The sequence below is a fragment of the Idiomarina loihiensis genome (assembly GCF_024584785.1).
Lineage (GTDB): Bacteria > Pseudomonadota > Gammaproteobacteria > Enterobacterales > Alteromonadaceae > Pseudidiomarina > Pseudidiomarina fusca.
In genome coordinates this window covers 1,924,748-1,942,834 of the sequence record NZ_CP074112.1, presented here as the reverse complement: position 1 = coordinate 1,942,834, position 18,087 = coordinate 1,924,748, and the positions used below count along the sequence as shown (strand labels likewise).

14 protein-coding genes are annotated in these 18,087 nt (G+C 50.7%); 8 read left to right on the top strand and 6 right to left on the bottom strand.

Going from position 1 to position 18,087, the window contains the following annotated elements; all coding sequences use genetic code 11:
* Positions 1 to 129 precede the first annotated feature (129 nt).
* Positions 130 to 783 carry a hypothetical protein gene (locus KGF88_RS09315; protein ID WP_153826406.1) on the top strand — a complete coding sequence of 218 codons (654 nt, stop codon included), beginning with the start codon at positions 130 to 132 and terminating at the stop codon, positions 781 to 783.
* A 32-nt stretch (positions 784 to 815) separates the two neighbouring features.
* Here KGF88_RS09315 and KGF88_RS09310 read toward each other — a convergent pair whose 3' ends face one another.
* Genes KGF88_RS09310 through KGF88_RS09300 form a run of 3 tightly spaced genes read right to left on the bottom strand, consistent with a single transcriptional unit; the run spans position 816 to position 5,757 of the window.
* Positions 816 to 1,568 carry a 3',5'-cyclic-nucleotide phosphodiesterase gene (locus KGF88_RS09310; protein ID WP_153826405.1) on the bottom strand — a complete coding sequence of 251 codons (753 nt, stop codon included), beginning with the start codon at positions 1,566 to 1,568 and terminating at the stop codon, positions 816 to 818.
* Positions 1,565 to 4,660, bottom strand: a complete 3,096-nt coding sequence (locus KGF88_RS09305; protein WP_153826404.1) for an efflux RND transporter permease subunit — start codon at positions 4,658 to 4,660, stop codon at positions 1,565 to 1,567. Before KGF88_RS09305 ends, KGF88_RS09310 begins: the two co-directional genes overlap by 4 nt.
* Positions 4,660 to 5,757: an efflux RND transporter periplasmic adaptor subunit gene (locus KGF88_RS09300; RefSeq protein ID WP_153826403.1), complete on the bottom strand. Its 1,098-nt coding sequence runs from the start codon at positions 5,755 to 5,757 to the stop codon at positions 4,660 to 4,662. Before KGF88_RS09300 ends, KGF88_RS09305 begins: the two co-directional genes overlap by 1 nt.
* Positions 5,758 to 5,885: 128 nt before the next feature.
* Here KGF88_RS09300 and KGF88_RS09295 point away from each other — a divergent pair, with 128 nt between their 5' ends.
* A complete protein-coding gene (locus KGF88_RS09295; protein ID WP_153826402.1) occupies positions 5,886 to 6,848 on the top strand; it encodes a LysR family transcriptional regulator in 963 nt (320 codons plus the stop codon).
* Here the strand turns inward: KGF88_RS09295 and KGF88_RS09290 are convergent.
* A complete protein-coding gene (locus KGF88_RS09290) occupies positions 6,832 to 7,968 on the bottom strand; it encodes an energy transducer TonB (protein ID WP_153826401.1) in 1,137 nt (378 codons plus the stop codon). The genes KGF88_RS09295 and KGF88_RS09290 overlap by 17 nt on opposite strands.
* Before the next feature lie 127 nt (positions 7,969 to 8,095).
* Complete coding sequence (acnB, locus tag KGF88_RS09285; protein ID WP_162014524.1) at positions 8,096 to 10,684, bottom strand: bifunctional aconitate hydratase 2/2-methylisocitrate dehydratase; 2,589 nt, start codon at positions 10,682 to 10,684, stop codon at positions 8,096 to 8,098.
* A gap of 358 nt (positions 10,685 to 11,042) precedes the next feature.
* On the opposite strand from acnB, the gene KGF88_RS09280 reads away from it, so the two are divergent.
* From KGF88_RS09280 to KGF88_RS09255, 6 genes are read left to right on the top strand one after another with little or no spacing between them, the layout of a single operon-like run.
* Positions 11,043 to 11,576 (top strand): hypothetical protein, encoded by a 534-nt coding sequence (locus tag KGF88_RS09280; protein WP_153826400.1) that lies wholly within the window; start codon positions 11,043 to 11,045, stop codon positions 11,574 to 11,576.
* Between the two features lie 50 nt (positions 11,577 to 11,626).
* Positions 11,627 to 12,262, top strand: a complete 636-nt coding sequence (locus KGF88_RS09275) for a penicillin-binding protein activator LpoB (protein WP_153826399.1) — start codon at positions 11,627 to 11,629, stop codon at positions 12,260 to 12,262.
* Positions 12,219 to 13,484, top strand: a complete 1,266-nt coding sequence (locus KGF88_RS09270) for a hypothetical protein (RefSeq protein WP_153826398.1) — start codon at positions 12,219 to 12,221, stop codon at positions 13,482 to 13,484. The genes KGF88_RS09275 and KGF88_RS09270 overlap by 44 nt, the downstream gene beginning before the upstream one ends.
* Before the next feature lie 50 nt (positions 13,485 to 13,534).
* On the top strand, positions 13,535 to 14,011 hold the full coding sequence (locus tag KGF88_RS09265) for a hypothetical protein (RefSeq protein ID WP_153826397.1): 477 nt from the start codon (positions 13,535 to 13,537) through the stop codon (positions 14,009 to 14,011).
* Between the two features lies 1 nt (position 14,012).
* Complete coding sequence (locus KGF88_RS09260; protein WP_153826396.1) at positions 14,013 to 14,948, top strand: hypothetical protein; 936 nt, start codon at positions 14,013 to 14,015, stop codon at positions 14,946 to 14,948.
* Positions 14,932 to 16,263, top strand: coding sequence for a S41 family peptidase (locus tag KGF88_RS09255; RefSeq protein ID WP_153826395.1), 1,332 nt, complete (start codon positions 14,932 to 14,934; stop codon positions 16,261 to 16,263). The genes KGF88_RS09260 and KGF88_RS09255 overlap by 17 nt, the downstream gene beginning before the upstream one ends.
* On the opposite strand, the gene KGF88_RS09250 is transcribed toward KGF88_RS09255, so the two are convergent.
* Positions 16,260 to 18,059, bottom strand: a complete 1,800-nt coding sequence (locus KGF88_RS09250) for a DUF885 domain-containing protein (RefSeq protein ID WP_153826394.1) — start codon at positions 18,057 to 18,059, stop codon at positions 16,260 to 16,262. The two genes, KGF88_RS09255 and KGF88_RS09250, sit on opposite strands and share 4 nt — an antisense overlap.
* Positions 18,060 to 18,087: the final 28 nt, after the last annotated feature.

Sequence of the window (18,087 nt, the reverse complement as noted above, 5' to 3'; positions counted from 1 at the left end):
AATTTATCAAAGTTGGCACAGCATTTGCTTAAGACTTGGCAAGTGATTAAAAAATCAGACCAAAGGTTGCAGCATAATTTAGCCGCTGCAACCGGTCTCATAACCAACATGGATAAAAGGAATAAAACAATGAAAAAGCAACAGGTTGTATGGAACTTTGCGACTGGATTAATCGCCTTGGTAACGCTAGCCAGCATGCCCTTTCAAGCAGCTGCTACTACTGCACAGCAAAAAACCATGAGTGCCGAATATCAAGTCACCAGCAGCACTAAGCTCAGCTTGGATTCTGGTGTTGGAGAAATTAAATTTGTTGCGACCACTGGCGACACCCTGTCAGTTACCCTAACAGCCAAAGCCGATAGCGACAAAATGTGGAACGACGGTGACCTTGAGGCGGTTCAATTAACTGCAAAACAAGACGGTGACCGTTTGGTGCTAAGCGTACCAGAGCAAGATAACGTTAAGCTTGATTGGGTGATTCAGCTGCCCAAGATTGCGTCCGTAGATGCAGATTTGGGGGTAGGCACCGTCGGTGGTGAGATGTGGACGACCGATATCAATCTGGATGTGGGCGTAGGCGAAGTGGACCTTGAGTTACGCGGCGACCTAGCCACCATCACCAGCGATATTGGCATCGGCGACAGCCAGGTAAAGGGCGTAGCGGAAGTCGAGAACAACCGCTTCTTGATGACCGCCAGCAGCAAAGGTCGTGGTGCGGGTACCGCGGTAGTCTCTATCAACCTAGGTGTGGGTGATTCAAACGTTAAAGTAAGCACCTACTAACCTAGCTTGAACACGCATTGTTGAGCGGTAAGTTATAGCAGCACCTGCCAGCCCTGTGGTGGGTGCTGCTGCCGCAATTGTTTATGTACTTCATCCGCCACATCTGGTTTTAAATGATTGATCCACACCCGTTTTGGCGGCTGCGTCAACTCAGCTAAGAGTTGCAAACATAGCTGTGGGGTCAAATGACAGCTTTGCTTGGCCACTGCTGCCAATTCATTAGGAAAGCTACACTCCAAAATAATATCGTCAATCACGCCCAGCTGATTAATCTGCTCAACCAGACTGCTGGCATAGCCAGTATCGGCCACATACACCGTATGCTGCTGCTCTTTGCAAATAGAATAACCGAAGGTTGGCACCGTATGATAGGTGGCAAAAGGGGTGAGGCTAATACCATCAATAGCAATGGATTGGCCTGCAGTGATGGTTTGTAAGCGCAACAGCGGTGCTGCTTTGCTGGGTAGTTCTTGCATATCGGGCCAGATGACCCAATTAAACACATGCGCTTGGATAGCCGCGATAGTATCGGCCGAGCCATAGACAGTGACAGGTTCACCAGCATCAGGAACATTAAATAAGTTACCTAACAGCATAGGTAAACAAGCGATATGATCGCTGTGGCTGTGAGTTAGAAAAATATGCCGCACTTGCTGCATCTGCTTTAACAACAATTGGCTGACACCAGTACCTACATCAATCAGAATACGTTCTGAAACTTGCACACAGGTACTACCGGTCATGCCACCGAGGCCACCACTTGCTCCTAACACTGCTATATTCATTTTACTCGCATCACCAACGCATACATCACCGGCACCACAACCAAGGTAAGTAAGGTTGCAAAGCCCAAGCCAAACATGATCACCACCGCCATGCTCACAAAGAAGTCATCAAACAGCAGCGGAATCATCCCCACAATCGTGGTGGCGGCTGTCATAGAGACGGGGCGCACCCTACTCACGGAGGCGTCCACCAGTGCTGTTATGGCTGCTTTACCAGCACTTAATTCTACGCGCACTTGTTCCAATAAGACCACGCCATTTTTAACTAACATGCCTGATAAACTCAAAAAGCCTAATAACGCCATAAAACCAAAGGGCTGATCAGTGAGCCATAGCCCCAGAGTAACCCCAATCAGGCTCAAGGGGACTGTGGTCCACAATACCCCAGCTTGACGGATAGAGCTAAACAGCAACACAGTAATAATGAACATCACCAGAAACGCCAATGGCAAGGCTTGAAACACTGCGCCAGTGGCTTTTTGTGATGCCTCAAACTCACCACCCCAGCTTAACTCATAGCCGAGCGGCAAGGGAATGGCTTCAATATCTGGGCGCACTCGGGCTAACACCATTGCGGGCGTTTCGTCAGAGAAAATATCATGATCAGCCATCACTGTGATGGTTCTTTTCCGGTCGCGTCGCACAATCAGGTAATCTTCGGCGGCAAGCTGAATGCCATGCACCACCTGACCCAGCGGAATATGCTGTTGCAACGCCGAGCTATAAACTTGCAACTCATACCAGTTGTCTAGATCGCTACGTTCCGGTGCTGGCGCTCGAACCAAAATCGGCAGTAACTCGGTACCATCGCGATAGACTCCCACCGTTTGCCCGGTGAAATTACGTTTAAGCACATCATCAACGTCTTGTTTGGTAATGCCTAACCGCCGCGCTGCGGCTTCATTAAAGTCTACTTCGAGCACTTTGGTGCGTTGGCGCCAGTTATCGCGCAGATTATGGACTCCGGCATCGGCTGCCATAATCTGCCGAGCCTGGTCTGCAAGTTGACGCAGCACCAACGGGTCAGGGCCGCTGAAGCGCGCTTCGAGCTTCGCTGTTTGGGAGGGGCCCATTTCAATGGGCTTGATCTTAAACTCAACATCGGGCTGCTGCTGTTGCAGGTAGCCTTCAAATTGCTCGAGTACCCGTTGCAAATGCTGAGTATCGGTACCACGCAGAATCAACTGGGCATAGCTTTCGTAGGATTTTTCGACCATATAGGTGAGGGTAAACCTAGGAGCGCCTTGGCCTATGGTGGTGGCAACAAAATCTAAGCCAGCAGCCTCTTGGCCTGCTTCTGTTTGTTGCAAGTACTTTTGTTGCAAGTAATGTTCAAGCTGTTTCACCTGCTGGGAGGTCGAGCGAATATCGGTTCCTTGCGGGTACCATAAATCAATAAAGGCCATCGGCGTGGTACTGGGCGGAAAGAAAGACTGTTTTACGCTAGTAAAACCATAGCCAGCCAGCACCAACAGCGCCAACATCACGGCTACCGTGGTTTTTCGCCAACTTAAAAAGCCCAGCAAAAGCTTGCGGTAGCCTAGAAATACCCAGTGTTGATAAACATGGTCATCATCCTCGGGCTGCTCGATGGCACTTCGCGCGCGAGCATCTTTGCGAAACAGAATATTACCCAAGAACGGTGTGAGAGTGATGGCAGTAAACCAACTCAATAGCAGCGATATAAACAGCACCCAGAACAACGAGTTGGCGTATTCACCGCTGGCATCTTTAGATAGCCCAATCGGCGCAAAGGCAATGATGGCAATCGCTGTCGCCCCCAGCAGTGGCCATAAATTTTGTTGCACCACGTCGCTGGCGGCTTGAATCCGCGACAAACCACGTCGCACCCCAACCAGCATACCTTCGGCCACGACTATGGCGTTATCAACTAACATGCCTAAGGCAATAATCAAGGCGCCAAGAGAGACCCGTTGCAGCTGAATATCCATTAAATACATGAAGATAAAACTACCGAGCACGGTCACTAGCAGCACACTACCAATCAACACGCCAGATCTCAGCCCCATGGTCACCAACAAGGCTACCACCACAATCACCACGGCTTCGGCTAGGTTGATAAGAAAGTTGGTGACGGATTTATCCACTTCACTGGGTTGATCGTAGATGTTGCTGATCTGCATGCCGACCGGTTGGGCGTATTCTAACTCAGCCAATTTAGCAGTAACGCGTTCACCTACTTCCACCACGTTCACGCCAGGAGCAAAAGACAGTGCTAGCCACAAAGATTCTTGCCCGTTGTAACGCACCATATGGGTTGGGATTTCTTGGTATTCGCGAGTTACAGTGGCCACATCGCGTAATAAAATCCGCTCTTCTGCGCCCGGGTTGCTGATCATCAAATCGGCCAGTGCGGCAACATCTTGAAATTCGCCACTGGTTTGCAAACGAATGCGCTCCTCACCAATTTGCACGCGGCCGGCATCGCTAACTGCATTTTGCGTTTGCAGTAGATTCACCAACTGCTGTGGAGCAATACCAAAGTTAGCAAGCTTTTCGCGCGACACTTCGACAATCACTTGCTCGTTCTGTTTGCCGGCTACCATCACCTTACCTATGCCTTTCACTAGCACCAGTTCGCGGCGTAAAAAATCGGTGTAATCAGCAATGTCTTGATAGCTGTAGCCGGGGCCGGAAATCGCAAATGTCATGCCGTACACATCCGCAAAGTCATCTTTCACCATGGGCACCCCACTGCCGGGCGGAAGTTGAGGCTGGGCATCGTTAATCTTGCGTCGTAACTCATCCCACACCTGCGGCATCTGATGTTTGCGCAAGGTACTTTGCATTTCTACGGTGATTTGGCTAAGCCCAGGTTTAGAGACCGAGGTAACGTGGTCAATATTGGCCAGTTGCTGGATGGCATTTTCCAGCTTGTAGGTGACTTCTTCTTCAACTTGTTGCGCCGTTGCGCCAGGGTATTGGGTAATGACCATGGCTTGCTTCAGCGTAAACTCAGGATCTTCTAAGCGGCCAATATTAAGCAGCGCAATAATCCCGCCAAGTAAGAGAATGAACAGCACCATCCAACTGGTGGTGGTGCGCTTCATACTGTAACGAGCGATATTCATTACAGACCTCGCTCTTTAGTCCATGGCCGTACCTGCTGCTGGTCTGTTAATGCATGCACTCCAGCAACGACAATATGCTCACCATCGACTAGGCCTGCGGTCACCTCAACGCCGTGATTGGTTACCGCACCTATGGTAATCGAACGCAGCTCCACCACGCCGGCCTCGGGCTGATAGACCCATACGGCATGACCGCTGCTGGCAGCCTGGGTGGCCGGTGAAAACACCGCTGAACTAGGCACAATAATGGCCGCTGCCGCTTGTTGAGCAATGGCGCTCGCGTCTACTTCAAGGGCGGCAGACATGCCCGGAAGTACGTTTAAGTCGGTCGGTACCGGTAAGGTGAACACCACTTTATAGGTGTTGGTAGCCGGGTCTGCAGTGGCGTCCCATTCTTTTAAGGTGGCTTTAAAGCGACGCTCTGGGGCTGCTGCAAAGATCACATCCGGTTGATAATCCGCCTGTCGTTGCACACGTGCAAATAAACTCTCAGGCACCCGAATACTCACGTCTACGGCATTACTGAGCTGAATGGTGGCAATAGCTTGCTGGGGTTGCACGGTTTCGTAACGCTCAACAAAAACATGGGCCACGGTACCGGCAAAAGGGGCGCGTAATTCGGTGTAACGCACATTTGCCTTAGCCGTTTCTAGATTAGCGCGGGCCACCTCGAGGTTCGATTTAACCTCATCAAACTGCTGTGGCGAAATCACCCCTTGCGCCACCAAATTCTCAGTACGAGTAAATTGTGCTTGAGCTAACTCAAACCTTGCTTGTGCTTGGTCGAGCACCAATTGGTAGTCAGTTGGGTCTAGCTTGGCAATTAACTGCCCCTGACTCACATCATGACCAGCTTTGACCGGGAACTCGGTAATTTCACCCGCAACTCGAAATGCCAGTTGCGCCACTTGCGCAGCTTCAACCACAGCTGGGAAGCGGCGAATCCGTTCTCCATGGCCGTAGCTTACCGTCATTAACTTAACCGGTTGGGCGACAGCCGTTGGCGCAGCTGCTTCTGGAGCTGGAGAACATGCGCTGGTGCTGAGAACAGCAACCGCTAATAAAGAGCAAGTAACTAGACGAGCTGGGTAATTCATGGGGCAACCTCTGCGTGGCGTTCACCAAGCGATTAAGAAAACTTAGGCTGTTATTTTAGCCAAAGCAAAGCTAAAGTAATACTGAATAAAAATTAAAAACATCTTAAGAAAAACTTATAGGGTTAACGATGAAGCTGAACCAACTAGAAATGCTCATTCATTTGGCTGAAGTCGGTTCGGTGCAAGCCGTTGCTGAACGCATGCATCGCACCCAAGCTGCGGTCAGTATGGCACTAAAAAACCTTGAGCAGGAAGCTGGTTTTAAATTATTTGACCGTAGTGGTTATCGCTTAGCGCTGACACAGCGTGGCCAACAGTTTCTGCGCCAGGCCAGTGAGGTGATTCGGCAAAATCAAAGACTGCAATCACTCACCCAGCAATTACGCACCGGGGCTGAACCGCAGCTGCGGATTTCTTATGACTACACCTGTGCACCGGCGGTGTTGTTTCCTGCGCTGCAGCAATTACAGCAGACCTTTCCGGCAACGGAGTTATTGTTAAGTGGTGATTCCCAGTTGCGCTCGTTACGGAAAATTCGTGATGGCGAAGCTGAATTGGCGCTGTGCCCTTGGCTACCTGTGTTTCGTCAGTACGGCGATTTTGAGACGGTAAGGGTGCGACCGTTTGAATTATTGATTGTGGTAGCGCCGGCGCTGTTGCAGCAAGCCGGTTTAGTTGACTCGGCGGCAACCCATCCTGCAGCAAAAAAAAATGCGATAAAAGTATCACGCCAAGACTTGCTGGATTTGCCCATGTTGATCCCGCAAAATCAAGATGTTGGTATTGATCTTGATATTATTTTACGGATGCCCGGTCAGCAACGGATTAGAGTGAATGACTCCATCACCCAGCGCGAGCTATTGCTAGCTGGGATGGGGTGGGGGATCATCCCCGGCGATCTAGTCGGTGATGCCATCGCACAACAGATGTTGCGGCCGATTGATATTCCGGGTTTTATTAATCAGGTGAACCTAGAGGTGCACCTGGTTCGTTCAGCGGAGCGCTTAGCAGGCCCAGCTGAACGGCTGATTTGGCAGTATTTTGCTGGTGCTCGTGGTGATACTAGTAGTGATACTAGCGGCGAATATTAAAGTCAAAGACAACTTTGCGATTGGCGGTATCGACACTGGCCCCATTCACATACCGTGGTGCATAGCGCCACTGCTGCAAGGCTTTGGTGGCGGCCCGAGCCCAAGCTTTATGGCTGGCTTCTTCGACTCGAATATTTTCCACCATGCCTAGCTTATTAATATCAAACATCAAGACCGTTGAACCACTATGGCCGTCACGCGCCATACTCGGCGGAAACTCCGGGTTCACTCGATAAATTGGGGTGGGTTCTTCTTCGTCACCAATACCGCGGCCCATAGCGGCAATGGCTAAACAATGCTTGGTGGCTTTATCGCTTTCACCAATGCCTTCATACGTAGCAACCAAACGCGCATGGCTCATGTACTTGATACTCAGTTGGGTCTCTGAGGCTTGCTCAGTAAATGGGTGTTGGCTGATTTTCTCAAAGTAGTCAGTTGCGCTTCGGGTTTGTTGGTTCACTTCTAAATAACGAGCCGCTGAGAACTCTGCCAACAAAGTTAAGTCATGGCTTGCGCCAAGCTGTTGCTGAGCTTGTTCAGGAAAATCAAGCAGGGCTCGACTAGCTGGGTTGCCTTGTGCCAACAACAAGGTGGCGGCGTCAATTTTGAGTCGTAGTTGTTGTTCAATGCTAAGATTAGGAGAGCGTTCTGCCGCTTCGATTAAGCGTTCAAATAGGGCACGATTTTTGCGTAAATGAGCGCGCACGGGTTGCGTTCGTAACACCATCATCAGCGCCGGGATCAGTTCATCGGCGTCGGCGCCGTATTCGCTTTCGTAGGTATCGAGCACGCTGGTAGCAAGGTCAGCAAAATCACCGCTGCTGTGCTGGCTAGGAGTTAACACATTCAGGAAGGACAGCTTCATTTTCGCAGTATTGATGTGCTCGTCACCAAAATAAGCGCTGGCCGCTTGGTAGGCGGTTTGCGCATAGCTTCTTAGCTCGTGGCTCGGGAGTTGTTGCTGGTGGGCTTGCTGTAAGGCAGCATAGGCCTGTTTGAAGGCATTTGCTGCGCTGGTCTCGGCTGTCTCGGCTGCAGTCTCAGCTAGCGCTTGCGGGGCCATGAGTGGAGCACCAAGTAACCCTGCGCTTAATAGCAAATTGCGAACCATGAGATGCATGAGAATTCCTTGTCGTTATTGTTATATTTTTTTAAAAAATAACAAACAAGAATAGCGAAGGCAAATGATTTACAGATCGCGCAATAAAAAAGAGCTGACCTGGGGCCAGCTCTTTTTTTTACTTACATTAACCTAGGTTAATGGTCGGAATGATGTTTGCTTTCGCCGCAGCTTCAGCCGCACGGAAGGCATCCATTTGATCAAAGTTTAAGTACTTATAAACTTCGCCAGCCATTGAGTTAATATCTTTAGCGTACTCCATGTACTCTGCAGGCGTTGGTAATTTACCTAAAATCGCACCCACGGCAGCTAATTCAGCTGAAGTTAAGTACACGTTAGCGCCGTCGCCTAAACGGTTCGGGAAGTTACGTGTAGAGGTAGATAATACCGTTGCACCTGGCTCCACTCGTGCTTGGTTACCCATACACAATGAACAGCCTGGCATTTCAGTGCGCACGCCATTGTTTGCGTAGATGTTGTAGTAACCTTCTTCACGTAGTTGCGCTTCGTCCATTTTGGTTGGCGGCGCAATCCACAGACGCGTGTTGAGCTCTTCGGTGTTTTTCTCTAACAACTTACCAGCTGCACGGAAGTGACCAATGTTGGTCATACAAGAACCAATAAACACTTCGTCTACTTTATCGCCAGCAACTTCGCTTAAGAACTTAGCGTCGTCTGGGTCGTTTGGACAACAAACAATCGGCTCTTTAATGTCAGCTAAATCGATCTCGATAACTGCGGTGTATTCAGCGTCAGCATCAGCACGCATCAGCTGTGGATTAGCAATCCACTCTTCCATCTTACGTGCACGACGCTCAAGGGTACGGGCATCGCCGTAGCCTTCGTTGATCATCCAACGCAACATGGTGATGTTAGAACGCAAGTACTCAGCGACCGACTCTTCTGACAAGTTGATGGTACAACCCGCAGCTGAACGCTCAGCTGACGCATCAGATAATTCAAAGGCTTGCTCAACGGTTAAGTGATCAAGGCCTTCGATTTCTAAGATGCGGCCAGAGAAGATGTTTTTCTTGCCGCGTTTTTCTACGGTCAACAAACCTTCTTTGATAGCAAAGGCAGGAATAGCATGAACCAAATCACGTAAGGTGATACCAGGCTGCATCTCGCCTTTAAAGCGCACCAATACTGATTCAGGCATATCTAGTGGCATGACGCCGGTAGCAGCTGCGAAAGCAACCAAGCCTGAACCTGCTGGGAATGAAATACCTAGCGGAAAACGGGTGTGTGAGTCGCCACCAGTACCTACGGTATCAGGTAACAACATGCGGTTTAACCAGCTGTGGATGATACCGTCACCTGGACGCAAGCTTACGCCGCCACGGTTCATGATGAAATCAGGCAGAGTATGCTGGGTTTCAATATCAACAGGTTTTGGATAAGCCGCGGTATGGCAGAATGACTGCATGGTCAAATCAGCAGTAAAGCCTAAACAAGCTAAGTCTTTCAGCTCGTCACGTGTCATTGGGCCGGTAGTGTCTTGTGAACCCACGGTGGTCATTTTCGGCTCGCAATAAGTACCTGGACGGACGCCAGTCATACCACAAGCTTTACCGACCATTTTCTGCGCTAAGGTGTAGCCTTTACCTGTATCTGCTGGCTGTTCTGGCTTCAAGAAGAGCTCAGACGGACCTAAACCTAGAGCTTCACGAGCTTTTTCAGTTAAACCACGACCGATGATCAGGTTGATCCGACCGCCAGCACGTACTTCGTCTAAAATCACGCGCGAGGCATAGTCGTACTCAGCAATCACTTCGCCAGCTTCGTTTTCAATTTTGCCAGCATAAGGGTAGATGGTAATCACATCACCCATGTTCATTTTTTCGACGTCTGCTTCAAACACTAACGCACCGGCGTCTTTCATGGTGTTGAAGAAGATTGGCGCTACTTTGCTACCAATACAGATACCACCAGCACGCTTGTTGGGCGTACCAGGCATGTCTTCACCAATAAACCACAACACTGAGTTGGTGGCTGATTTACGTGATGAACCTGTACCAACCACGTCACCTACAAAAGCGACTGGGTGGCCTTTTTGCTTCAGCTCTTCAATTTGCTTAGCCGCGTCAGTAATACCTTCGCGTGGCATTTTGTACATGGCTTTGGCATGCAATGGGATATCTGGACGAGACCAAGCGTCTGGCGCTGGTGACAAGTCGTCGGTGTTGGTTTCGCCAGTGACTTTAAAGACGGTAGTTTTGATCGCTTCAGGCAATTCATCACGGCTGGTAAACCATTCAGCGTCAGCCCATGACTCAATCACTTGCTTGGCTAGCTGGTTACCCTTTTTCATTTTCTCTTCCACATCGTGGAAGGCATCGAACATCAGTAGGGTATGCTTCAATTCTTCTGCGGCTAACTCGCCTAATTCAGCGTCGTCTAGCAGCTCAACTAGGGTCACGATGTTATAACCACCGTGCATGTTACCTAACAAAGCAACAGCGGCTTCTTTGCTAACAATCGGGCTACTGGTTTCGCCTTTAACGATGGCTGATAAAAAGCCGGCTTTAACATAAGCAGCTTCGTCTACGCCTGGCGGTACACGCTCAGACACTAGCTCGACTAGGAAGTCTTCTTCGCCCGCTGGTGGGTTTTTTAATAATTCTACTAAATCAGCAACTTGCTCTGCTGTCAGTGGCTTTGGCGGAATGCCTTCTGCGGCCCGCTCTTCGACATGCTTACGATATTCTTGCAGCACTGGGTACCCCTTTTGCTGTTGCGGTTAATAAAGTGCCACGAATTATACGGGCTTTTGTTACATATTTGAATTGACATAAGTGTTTTCCCGCATATTTTTGCGATAAACATGATGAATACTCAACAAGTAAGGCATAACTGATAATTAAAATTGATATCAAAACAAGCGGTTAAACATTTGTGATGGGTATCGCCTTGATAAAATAGGATCTTTGCATAACCTTTACTTTGTTGCCTGCAAATCAAGCAGCACCAATAACAAAAGTTATGATTAATCCTAGGTTTTACGGCTGTTTTAATTAAATCTCCTATTAAATCATAACGATTAGACAAAACTTTGAGCTCAAGGGAGAGCTGTTATGAACAACATTAAATTACTATTTGCCCTATGCCTATCCTTGTTACTGACCGCCTGTGCTATGGGGCCGCAATTGGCCCAACCTAATCAACTAAGATCGCCAACCCCAATTCAAGATAACAGTGGTAGTTACATGAGCCCCTACACCTCAGACGGGGTGCTAGCCGAGTGGGTTAATAACGCCCGAAATGCCGAAATGGGTAGTTCTATCGGTGGTATGGCTGGCGCCTATGCAGGCCAAAAGCTAGCTGAAAATATTCCTTTCTTTGGTGGCATGCTGGGTCAGGCTGTAGGTGAAAGTATCGGCCGCGAAGTGGCGCTAGAGATGGCCGGTGGCGAAGAAGTGATTCGTGGTAGCTCAGATATCTCGTTTAACTCGCTGCAAGATTTAGCGGTTTGGATGTATGTGAATCACTCCTCTCATCCGCACTATCAAGACGCTCTTAATTCAGTGATGTCGATTTATCCAGAAATGAAAACCAGCTACATGCAGTACCTATATAACGCCTCAGCTGGGGCGGGTGTCGGTTACTAACTTAATCCTGCCCATCACCCTAACAAACAAGCTGCAATGAGGACGTTACCATGAGACAGTTCGTATTAACCGGCATCACGCTTATCGGTGGGCTCTTGCTCACCGGTTGCGGTGCTACCAAGATTGATAACAGCGCCGGCCGCGCCACCGTCTATGAAGATGCGCGGTCACCGGGCAAAATCCAAGGGGTAGGTGTTGAGTCCCAAGACATCATGGCGGTCACCGACCAAATGATGCGCGATATGCTCAGCAACCCGCAATTGGTGAATCGCGAGATCGCCCCCCGCATCATTATCGACAGCGAATATTTTACCAACGAGAGCTCGTCGCGCATCAACAAAAACATGCTCACCGACCGCTTACGCATCAACCTGAATCGTGCCGCCAATGGTCGACTCACCTTCGTCGGCCGGGAATTCGCCGATATGGTTGAGAAAGAGCGTGAACTGAAGCGGATGGGCGTGGTGGATGGCGGTACCATTCGTAGCACCCAAGCTACTGCTGGCGCAGATTTTCGCTTAGTGGGACGAATCATGTCCCTTGATGCGATGGATACCCGCAGCCAAGAGCGCTCGCGTTACCATCAAATTACCTTTGAGTTAATCGACCTAGAACTTGGCACTTATGTGTGGAGCGGCATGTATGAATTCCAGAAAACCGCGCAAGATGACATCATCTACCGCTAATACGGCAAAGCAGACGGTGCGGCTGGCGGGGCTGGCCGTTGTCAGTTTAGCGGTAGCCGCCTGTGGAGCCACGGGGCCAGCTACTTACCAACCCTTGCAGCTTAATCAGCAAGAGCAAAGCAGGGTGGCAGAGCAACCCAGCTATGCCCAAGCACAATATCAAAAGTTATTTGCCGAGGGTAAGCGTAACGAAGTGCTCAACCGCATGGAGATAGGTACCGCTGCTTTTTATCGGGGCGATCTCGATCTTGCCCGCGAGAACTTTGATGCTGCGTTAGCGGTGATTGAAACTGTGTATGCAGATAACCAAGCCGCACTTCAAGCGCGCAGCCTGTGGCACGAAGAAGGCCGCAAAGACTTCAAAGGTGAGCCCTACGAACGTGCTATGGCCTACTACTATCGCGGCCTGATTTACCTAGCTGACGGTGAGTACGACAATGCTCGCGCCAGTTTTATCAGCGGGCTGTTGCAAGATGCCTTTGCCGAAGAAGAACAGAATCGTGCAGATTTTGCGGTGCTACTGTTGCTGGCCGGCTGGTCGGCGCAAAAAATGGGTAGCTCCGGCTTAGCCGCCGAGGCGTACGCTGAGTTACAGCAATTGCGGCCAGATATCGCCATTCCGGATGCCAACGACAATGTACTCGTGCTAGCAGAAACGGGCTTTGCGCCACGTAAGTTAGCCGACGGCATGGGCCATTACGAGCTGGTGTTTCGCCCGGGTAAAAATTTCACCGAGAAACAAGTCACCCTAACCATGGCGGGGCAAACGCAACAGTTAGCTCCTATTGAGAGTGTGTATTGGCAAGCCACCTCACGTGGCGGTAGGCCAGTAGATGCGATTATTGAAGGCAAAGCTAGTTTTGCCAATACCACCGCGGATATTGGTGCGGATTTAGCTAAGTTAGGGGTAGCAGCACGAGTCTGGTCACCGGCAGTTGGCGGTAGTAGCGGGCAGGTGGGTAATACTTTGGCCTTGATTGGGGTGGCTAGCATGGCGTTATCGACCAATGTTAAACCGCGCGCAGACACGCGTTACTGGGCTAGTTTGCCGGATGCCATTCATGTCAGCACCTTTTCCGGCTCGCCCACTGATATTAGTGATTGGCAGGCAACTTATGCAGATTTAGACGGACAGCCGGTTTCACTCCCGTCCGGGGTGTTTCGGCATTATCAAGATCAGCGTGGCAATCATCTGATTTGGCATAGCTCACGCGCGCGCTGAGTCAGCATTCTAAATAAGATGATGGCATCGGCAGCAAAAGGATAACAACAATGAACAGTCATTTAGGCACCAAGTTAGTAGCTATTGCAGCGGTCACCTTGCTGGCAGCAGGCTGCGGCAGTAACACCCAAAACGGCTACCAAGGCGCGCACCCAGTGCAGCGCACCACCACCAATGAATTGAACACCATCGTGTTTATTGATCACCAGCTTAACCGCACGGATATCACTAAAACCATCTTCGGTGAGCGGGTACAAGATACGGTAAAAGTAACTCTTGATCGCAGTGGCATCAGTAACAGCGCAACTGGGCAATTAGAAGTCTGGACCATGATTCGTAACCGTACCGACTACGACTTACAAATTGAAGGCAAGGCGTTGTTTTTTGATGCCAACCAAGCGCCTTTGATGGATGAAACCATGTGGCGGCGGGTGTATGTACCAGCCAATGGCACGGCTATCTATAAAGAAACCTCACTGAACGACCGTGCCGCCTACTTTCTAGTTGAGCTACGCGAAGGACGCTAACATGAACAGGTATGCTGATCGTTCGAGTGTTACTGGTAAGTTTTTAGGGCCCACCAAGTTGCTGTTGGCGGCCTTGGGGCTAGGCCTGGCGACCTGGCCCGTAGCCAGTACTCCACTAAAGCAACAAGATGCCCCCGCCCAACCTATGCTTAAAGAGCCTTATTTTGACCGGGCTCGCGCCGAACGAGCAGCTCCTAAGCCCTTAATCAGGGTAGATGAGGCGACCTTTCGCACGGCCTATGAAGCAGCCGGACGCCCGCAACTGATCATGTTAGTGGGAGAGCCCTTCAGTGCCATGGTGTCGGATTGGCAGATGCAACGGCGGGTAAGTATCAATAGCCAAGCTACAGGTACCGAAGGCACCTTTACACCCAGCTCGCAAGATATCCAGATTGGGGTAGAGCAGCGACGTGGCCAAGGTGATTATCGCGACCCTATGCTCACGTCGGCACAATGGCAAGAGTATCAACGCGGCTATCAAGGCACCTTGCTTAAATACGGGGTGCGTTTGGTAAATCGGGCGGTGGCCATGCGGCTACTAGACGCCGAAATCCGCTCTAGTACCGAGCGTAATCCGCAGGATGATCAGCAGCGCCTAGAAATGGACATGCTGCGTAAACATACTAAGCTGTTGATAGAAGTCTTGCCCTACCGCGAGCAAACGTTGAACTACGAGCCGATTGGTTACCATATCAGCATGACCTCCATGACAGATGCCACCTTGCTGGCAGACGAGCGCATTAAAATTCCACAGGCAGCGCAGTCCTATCGAGGCCGAGCCGGTGGCTACAATTTAGAGCGAGAGCGTCAAGTGGCAGGTGTGAGTGCAAGCCGTGGCGGTTATCAAGTTATCGAGCAACCGCTAGAAATTTGGGCAGAACAAGGTGAACGAGCAGCAGAGGCAACGTTGCAGTTATTGTATGACAGGTATCTCTAAACGCTGCAGACTAGCGTTGGGCGGGCTGTTGCTGGCGCTCAGTGGGTGCACTGCGAGTTTAGCCCCACAACAGTTAGAGATTGCCGATGGGGTGTATTGGTCAGCCCAATACCACAGCTACCTTGAAGCCAAAGACGGCCTGTTAACACGTTATCAATATACGCCCAGCCAATGCTGGAGAGCCGATGCCGGCTTACTGCCACGGGTGTTTTCTAGTGCTTACAACCCGGGCCAGCACGAGTGGGTGGGGGCGGGCCGCAACACTTTGGTGTTACGCCGTTTATCTGATGGCATACCGGTATTTTTTACCCGTGAACCCTTGTTACCCGCTCCTTGTCGGCAACCACCCGAGGCCTCCGCCAGCGCCGTCATCGATACCTTAGCCGAGGTACTTACGCAGTTTCAGCATGGCCTCAGCCAAACGGAATTATTGCGCTGGCGCTATCAGGCGCAACGGCTGGATGCTCAACATAACCTTACCGATACGGATAAGTCCGTCGCTTTGTATCAACTGGTGCGCGAAGTCTTGGTAGATAGCGATGATCGCCACGCCTTTGTGCTGGCGCGCGAGCTTGGAGCTTATTATCGCGTTAACCCATTTAGCGTAGGCGAGGCGCAACGCGAATTATCCCGCCAGCAATGGCTGCAGGAGTTGCAACAAAGTGCGCTCTATAACGGTTGCGAACAAGCCTTGTGGTGGGGATTGCTGAGCTCTGGCGAATATTATCTGGGCGTGTTACGCCTGCATGGTTTTACCAGCGTGCAACAAGGCCTGCAGCAGGTTGAAGTGAGTTATAGCGAGGCTGGTCAGCGCTGCTTACAACGCGCGTTAGATAAGCTCGCCAGCGATCTCAAAAAAGCCAGTCAGAGCCTTGGCAAGCCCCCCAGCTTACTCATAGATTTGCGTTTCAACGAAGGCGGCAGCCTGCTACTGGCCAGCCAACTAGCCTTGAGTTTGCAAGCGCAACCCTTACCTTTTGCGAGTATCAATCAGCATCAGCTAACCGAGCAACGGCGTCCCGATTTGAGTCGTCTGTATCAAGGGGGGCGGGTGTTAGTGAGTGAAATAACCGCCAGTGCCGCTGAACACCTAGCCCAAGCGCTGCGTTTACGCGGCTTTAGCTTGCATGGCCAAACCACTCGCGGGGCCTTCTCGCCAACCATTGTGAAAAGCTTACCCAATGGTTGGATCATCGGGGTCTCTATGTACGCCCCAGCCACCCTGCTTGACGGTCATGGTCAGGCGTTACCCGAAGGCGCCGGCTTAGTTCCCGATCAGGAATTGCCGGCGACTTGGGTGTTTCCAGTGCGTTAGCTGTTAGCTTGTGCTTGCACGCTAGCATCAATCCAGGCCCGCACTTCTTGTTCCAAGACATCGAGCGGCACACTGCCGTTTTTCAGCACCTGATGGTGAAACTCGCGAATATCAAAATGAGCACCAAGGGCATCTTCGGCTTCAATGCGTAGCTTACGGATCAGCATCTCACCTAGTTTGTACGACAAAGCTTGCCCTGGCCAGGTAATGTATCGATCAATTTCTGTTTGCACGTTATGCATACTTAGTGCCGTATTCGAAGCCATAAACTCCATCGCTTGGTCACGGCTCCAGCCCATGGCGTGCATGCCTGTATCTACCACCAATCGAGCGGCACGCCACATTTCGTAGCTGAGCCGGCCAAAGTCACTGTAAGGGTCTTGATAAAATCCAGCTTCTTTACCTAGCCACTCGGCATACAAGCCCCAACCTTCGCCAAAAGCAGAAATGTACGTGTGGCGACGGTAAGCCGGTAAGTCTTCCATTTCACGCGCTAGCGCTCCCTGCAAGTGATGCCCAGGCACCGCCTCGTGCAAGGTTAACGCCTCCATCTGATACAGCGGGCGGCGATCTAGCGCATAGGTATTGACCCAATAAAAGCTGGCACGGTCATCACGGCCGGTACCGGCATAGCGGCCGGTGGTGTACTTAGGCGCAATCTCGGCCGGCACCGGGGCTATGCCATAGGGCTGGCGCGGCAGCAACTTAAAGAATTTAGGAAGCTCACCATCCATTTTCTTAGCAATATAGGACGCGTATTGCAGCAGCTCCTCGGCACTTTGCGGATAAAACTTCGGGTCGCTGCGTAAATAATCAGTGAATTCTGCAAAACTGCCTTCAAAGCCAGTTTTTTCAATCACTAACGCCATCTCGTTACGGATCCGTTTGACTTCAGCTAGGCCCATTTGATGGATCTCAGCAGGAGTCAAATCTAAGGTGGTGTAATGCTTGATGCGATTTTGGTAATAGTCAGCGCCGTTTGGCAACTCACTCGCACCAATGCTAGTGCGACTATTGGGTAAATAATCCATCACCATGTAATTAAACAATTGCTGATAGGCGGGCACCACTTCGTCGTCAATGATGTCCTGCGCGCGAGCGCCAAATTGTTGCCACTGCTGGTCGCTAACAAACGTTGGTTTGGCTTCGGTGAAGGGGGCAAAGAACACGCTCTCACTTGGGTCTTGCACAATGTAGGCGCTGATACTTTCTTCAAAGCCCTTCATAGCCGCCTGTGGTTGACTGTAGCCCGCCGCCAGCCCGCGTTGTAACCATGCAGTTTGCTGCTCTAAATAACGCGGAATAGATTGCAGCCGAGTTAAGTAATCTTGATAGTCTTGGGCGCTGCGAAAGGCGGTATTACTGACCATAAAACTAAGATTGCTATGAAAGCCACCCTCGGCATTGAGCGGTTGGTAATGGTCGTTGTAATCGTAGCTATCAACGGCATTTTGGAGCCGATAAACCAGCATTCGGTGGTTAATTTGCTGCTGGCGCGATAGTTCAGCTACCGGTACTTGCTGCAACTGTTGTAGCCATTGCCGTTGTTGCTCGGCGCGTGCGGTTACCGCCACTGGGCTCATATCCGTTAATTCTACTCCGCGGCCTTGGTTCAAATAAGCCTGATAAATGCTATCAGCGAGCTCGCTAAAAGCTTGATCAGCACTGGCCGCGCGGGTAACCGCAGTGGCGGCTGGCGCATCAGCGCTACTAGCACCATTACTAGCACAGCCTGAGAGGGCTACCGCTAAGGCGGCAACTAAAGCCGTTGATAAGAAAGACGATGGGATACGCATAGGTTCTCCAAAAAGACATTTATTTTGC

Coding starts and splice junctions, on each gene's coding strand:
- KGF88_RS09315 (WP_153826406.1), top strand. CDS start 130: ATGAAAAAGCAACAGGTTGTATGGAACTTTGCGACTGGATTAATCGCC.
- KGF88_RS09310 (WP_153826405.1), bottom strand. CDS start 1,568: ATGAATATAGCAGTGTTAGGAGCAAGTGGTGGCCTCGGTGGCATGACC.
- KGF88_RS09305 (WP_153826404.1), bottom strand. CDS start 4,660: ATGAATATCGCTCGTTACAGTATGAAGCGCACCACCACCAGTTGGATG.
- KGF88_RS09300 (WP_153826403.1), bottom strand. CDS start 5,757: ATGAATTACCCAGCTCGTCTAGTTACTTGCTCTTTATTAGCGGTTGCT.
- KGF88_RS09295 (WP_153826402.1), top strand. CDS start 5,886: ATGAAGCTGAACCAACTAGAAATGCTCATTCATTTGGCTGAAGTCGGT.
- KGF88_RS09290 (WP_153826401.1), bottom strand. CDS start 7,968: ATGCATCTCATGGTTCGCAATTTGCTATTAAGCGCAGGGTTACTTGGT.
- KGF88_RS09280 (WP_153826400.1), top strand. CDS start 11,043: ATGAACAACATTAAATTACTATTTGCCCTATGCCTATCCTTGTTACTG.
- KGF88_RS09275 (WP_153826399.1), top strand. CDS start 11,627: ATGAGACAGTTCGTATTAACCGGCATCACGCTTATCGGTGGGCTCTTG.
- KGF88_RS09270 (WP_153826398.1), top strand. CDS start 12,219: ATGAATTCCAGAAAACCGCGCAAGATGACATCATCTACCGCTAATACG.
- KGF88_RS09265 (WP_153826397.1), top strand. CDS start 13,535: ATGAACAGTCATTTAGGCACCAAGTTAGTAGCTATTGCAGCGGTCACC.
- KGF88_RS09260 (WP_153826396.1), top strand. CDS start 14,013: ATGAACAGGTATGCTGATCGTTCGAGTGTTACTGGTAAGTTTTTAGGG.
- KGF88_RS09255 (WP_153826395.1), top strand. CDS start 14,932: ATGACAGGTATCTCTAAACGCTGCAGACTAGCGTTGGGCGGGCTGTTG.
- KGF88_RS09250 (WP_153826394.1), bottom strand. CDS start 18,059: ATGCGTATCCCATCGTCTTTCTTATCAACGGCTTTAGTTGCCGCCTTA.